The sequence below is a fragment of the Neisseria iguanae genome (assembly GCF_003013245.1).
GTDB classification, from domain to species: Bacteria; Pseudomonadota; Gammaproteobacteria; order Burkholderiales; family Neisseriaceae; genus Neisseria; species Neisseria iguanae.
On the sequence record NZ_PXYY01000145.1, the window covers coordinates 1 to 3711 of the forward strand.

Below are 3711 nucleotides of genomic sequence, written 5' to 3' on the forward strand. Positions count from 1 at the left end.
GGAACCGGTTTTGACGGTTTTTTTGCTGTGGCCGTTACGCCGGCCGGGCTGCAACTGCTTTTGTTCGAGGTATTGTCCGGTTTCGGCTTCCAATGCGGCCTCGGCCGATTTTTAATGAAGAAGGTACGGGGCTGCCCAACCATTATATGTACAAAATCACCGATGCGCTGGCTTTGGGCTATGTATTGTCGATAATGGATCCGGACTTAACGCTGGAGCGGTTGAATTTCTTTTTAAACCGTGTCGGCAATCGGGCAGCAAATTCATTGGAAATCTTATTGGATCAGGTAAGAAAGATGCTTTTGGGTAAGGGTGTCGCTGAGACGCAGGTTGGCGATATCTCAGATAATGCGGATTCACGCCAAAATTACCATCAACACCTTCATGAATTAAAAGAATATCTGGAGAAATCTGGTAGGAATTACTGCTTTAAAGAGATCAGTTTTGAAAAAGCACTTGAAGACTCCGATGAAGGCTTAGCAATGCGTTATGCTTTGAAAGCATTAAATCCTTTTGTTTTCACAGGAATGGATTACAGCAGATACAATGCCGATGGTTATTTGAGTCTGTTTTCGCAGGAGAATCCCAACAGTATGACCGAATCTTATCCCAGCAGACGGATGAAGATGTTGGAAGTAAAAACGGCATAAAGAAGAGTACTCTCAGAGGTTGTACGATGAATCTGCTATTGGCCTTTCCCATTATTCTGGTGGCAAAGCAGAGCTTGGGCTTTCTGTAACAGGAGGAAATATTCCTTTTTCGAAAGAAAAATATATCCGTTTTGGCTCTGATTCCGCTGATACCTTGACTGGTGATGCAGCGGATGACCGTTTGTTTGGCAGTTTGGGGGACGATGTATTGGACGGTCAAGCCGGCTTTGACTATATGGAAGGCGGGAGTATCCATGATACTTACCATATCAAGGGTATGGACACGGTATTTAATAGCGACCTGAACGGCAGTATTGTTTTTTCAGACGGCCTGAAAGCAGCAAGATTTATGCGCAACAGTGCTGAGGATAAGTCTTGGTTCAGCGTGAGCGAAGACGGTAAGCCTAATCATCAGATGACGGCGGTACGCCCTGAAGGAAGTAATGTATTGATGGTTAAGCATGGTGGTGATACGGCTGTGATCCAAGATTTTTTCCGCGGAGACAGTGCAAGCGGACTGGGTATCGAATTGGTCACTAAAGATGCACCTGATACGGCAGCTTCCGGAAGTTTGATATTGACGGGCGGTTACGGACGGGCGGATAAATACAAAATCTTTTATGCTTCCGGAAACGGGCATCATTTCAACCTCGCCGGCGGCAATAAAGACGATATTGTTTTTACAGGTGCGGCAGATGCGCTGACTGTGGCGGCAGGTGCGGGCAATGACCGCATTTACGGCAGCTATGTGCGGATGTGATTGATGGCGGCGATGGCAATGATGTTTTAAACGGCAGTGGTTTTGTGTCAGCTGACAAATCTGAGGTGGGAAAGGCTCTTGACCGTGACATTATCGATGGTAGCGGACGTGATCTGATTTATGCCGCTGCAGGTGATGATATTGTCTACAGTGAATTCAAAGGCAGCCATTTGCTTGAAGAGAGTACCAGCGAACGAGGTGACTGGGCCGCCGCTGATGAAGGCAATGATAAGGTTTACGGTAGTCAAAACCGTGACCTGCTGACGGGTGGTGAAGGCAGTGATACTATTTTCGGCGGGGCAGGAGACGATGTGATTTTCGGTGATGCATTTTACCGTTATGGCAACCGCAGCCAATCACTTTATATTGAGGGAAACGGTGTGACCTATGGCTATACACCGATTGCTCCGATTATGCCTTTTGTACCGGGACCGGGCACAATGATGCCGACGGTTTCATCTGCTGCAGCGGCTTCGCTGACGTTTGAATATACGTTTAAAAACGGGAGACATGGGAGCCTCAATATTTAAATAGTTTCAGCTTTACCCATCGTGGTATGGACGAATGGGAGATTGTGATTGACCGTGAAACTGGATTATTCGCTCACTGCCAAAGTACCGCTTTATGATTCGCTACATCGTGTGACAGCCGGTGGCGGTGCTGATTTTCTGTATGGTGGCGTAGGCAATGATTTGATTATTGGGCAAGACGGCAATGATTATTTAGACGGCAGTAAAGGCGATAACATCCTGTAGGGCGATGATAACCGCGATGCTTCGGTGTCGGGACACGATTATCTTTACTTACAGAGGTGATAGCGACGATAAACTTTATGGCGGCAAAGGTCATGACCGTGTTACCCGTGCCGATAGTTCCGAGCCGCCTGAGAGCTGGCGGTTTGATAGTACCAGCCGGATATTGAGCGGTGTGGCCGGAGACGAACTTGCCGGTAAATTGGATTTAACCATTACCGCAGTCGATGCCGAAGGTTTGAGTGCCAGCCAAAGCTGGACGAGTATCATTAATAATGAAAATCATGCACCCGAAGTACGAGGCAGTCCGGATACCGCTTACGCCAAAGTCGGACAACATTGGGAATTTGCCATTCCTCAGGGTTATTTTACCGGCCCTAGCGGCGACAAGCTGACTTACCGTGCTGTTGCTGCTGATGGCAGTGTACTGCCGAGCTGGTTGGTATTTGATGTGGAGCGTCAGATCTTCAGTGGTACTACTTTGGCCGCTGAAAATCTTAAAATCAATCTGGTTGCGACGGATGCCTAAGGAAAATCTTCATCTTCGCTGTTGAATATACAGGTGGTCGGAGCGGGTAATGCCCAAGATAAAGTGTTGATAGGCACAAACGGTCATGGTACTTTGCGGGGCGGTAATGGCAATGATACGCTGATTGGCGGTACAGGCAATGATATGTTGGTTGGTGGGGCCAACAGCAATGATCTGTATATTTTTGCCCGTGGTCATGGTACGGCTACTGATGCGTCTTATTACGGCAATAAATTTATTGATACCCTCCGCTTTGAAGATGCCCACTCCGGAGATGCCGTATTCAGCCGTTTGGGTAATGATTACTTGGAAGGTGGTAATAATACGGCAGATATGTATATTTTGCAGCGGGGCACGGTAAAGACATTATTTCTGATGGTCCGGTCAGAATGGATGCCTTTATCGACAAATTGGTATTTGAAAGTGTGAAGCTGCAGATGCGGAATTTAACCGTAGTAAAAACAACTTGGTTATTCGGGCATTCGGCGGTGAGGATCAAGTCAGCATTAGTAATTATTACAGCAACAATCAATCGCAAGCCATCAGTTTGGTGTTTTCAGACGGTACACTGAACCCGTTGCAGGTACAAAATACTGTTCAGAATATTGCTTAGAGAGAAATCTATGTATTAACCTCCAATCGGAACGAATGCTTTTCAGTCCGGATAAAGTTTTCCGTAATTTAGAGGCTTTCGTTCCATTGTATAATTTGAGTATTTACAAAAACTGTGAGTGTTTTTTATACAATGATTGAAAATAGTGGTATTGAAGCTTCAAACAACTAGGCCGAATGAAATAATATTTGAGGCTGACGCAGATTAGCCCCAAACACCACACCATTTCCGCAGCATTTCAAGCTGCCCGGACGGTACGCCAAAGTTAAAGTGGAACCCGCATCCTTTCAAGGACAGCGGGCAAGATTTACGGCCAACCTCATTGTATTTGCGCAAGACGCACTTCGCCCGGTTCCAACAATTTCCAATGCCGCCGATAGGGTTTTGACGGTCTGCAAAAAGCTGTG

The 3711-nt window shown here is 46.6% G+C and carries 6 protein-coding genes and 2 pseudogenes; 7 read left to right on the forward strand and 1 reads right to left on the reverse strand.

The features are described 5' to 3' along the window. Nucleotides 1–146 precede the first annotated feature (146 nt). The 7 genes and pseudogenes from C7N83_RS13380 to C7N83_RS13410 form a co-directional block, all read left to right on the forward strand. On the forward strand, nucleotides 147–650 hold the full coding sequence (locus C7N83_RS13380; RefSeq protein WP_146135175.1) for a hypothetical protein: 504 nt from the start codon (nucleotides 147–149) through the stop codon (nucleotides 648–650). A gap of 19 nt (nucleotides 651–669) precedes the next feature. Continuing rightward, nucleotides 670–1410, forward strand: coding sequence for a hypothetical protein (locus C7N83_RS13385; protein WP_106743230.1), 741 nt, complete (start codon nucleotides 670–672; stop codon nucleotides 1408–1410). Next, entirely contained in the window at nucleotides 1407–1940 is a 534-nt protein-coding gene (locus tag C7N83_RS13390; protein ID WP_106743231.1) for a calcium-binding protein, read from the forward strand. The genes C7N83_RS13385 and C7N83_RS13390 overlap by 4 nt, the downstream gene beginning before the upstream one ends. 54 nt (nucleotides 1941–1994) lie before the next feature. Then, nucleotides 1995–2165, forward strand: a complete 171-nt coding sequence (locus tag C7N83_RS13395; protein ID WP_245911237.1) for a hypothetical protein — start codon at nucleotides 1995–1997, stop codon at nucleotides 2163–2165. Nucleotides 2166–2181: 16 nt separating this feature from the next. Beyond that, entirely contained in the window at nucleotides 2182–2691 is a 510-nt protein-coding gene (locus C7N83_RS13400) for a putative Ig domain-containing protein (protein WP_146135177.1), read from the forward strand. 66 nt (nucleotides 2692–2757) lie between these two features. Beyond that, complete coding sequence (locus C7N83_RS13405) at nucleotides 2758–3120, forward strand: hypothetical protein (RefSeq protein ID WP_146135178.1); 363 nt, start codon at nucleotides 2758–2760, stop codon at nucleotides 3118–3120. A gap of 22 nt (nucleotides 3121–3142) precedes the next feature. Continuing rightward, a pseudogene (locus tag C7N83_RS13410) lies at nucleotides 3143–3304 on the forward strand (calcium-binding protein); the annotation flags it as partial. A 204-nt stretch (nucleotides 3305–3508) separates the two neighbouring features. Here the strand turns inward: C7N83_RS13410 and C7N83_RS15005 are convergent. Beyond that, nucleotides 3509–3711 (reverse strand): annotated as a pseudogene (locus C7N83_RS15005) (IS1595 family transposase); the annotation flags it as partial.

What these genes read in the sequence shown, in the direction of transcription:
- C7N83_RS13380 (WP_146135175.1), top strand. Translation starts at nt 147, where the DNA reads ATGTACAAAATCACCGATGCGCTGGCTTTGGGCTATGTATTGTCGATA.
- C7N83_RS13400 (WP_146135177.1), top strand. Translation starts at nt 2,182, where the DNA reads ATGCTTCGGTGTCGGGACACGATTATCTTTACTTACAGAGGTGATAGC.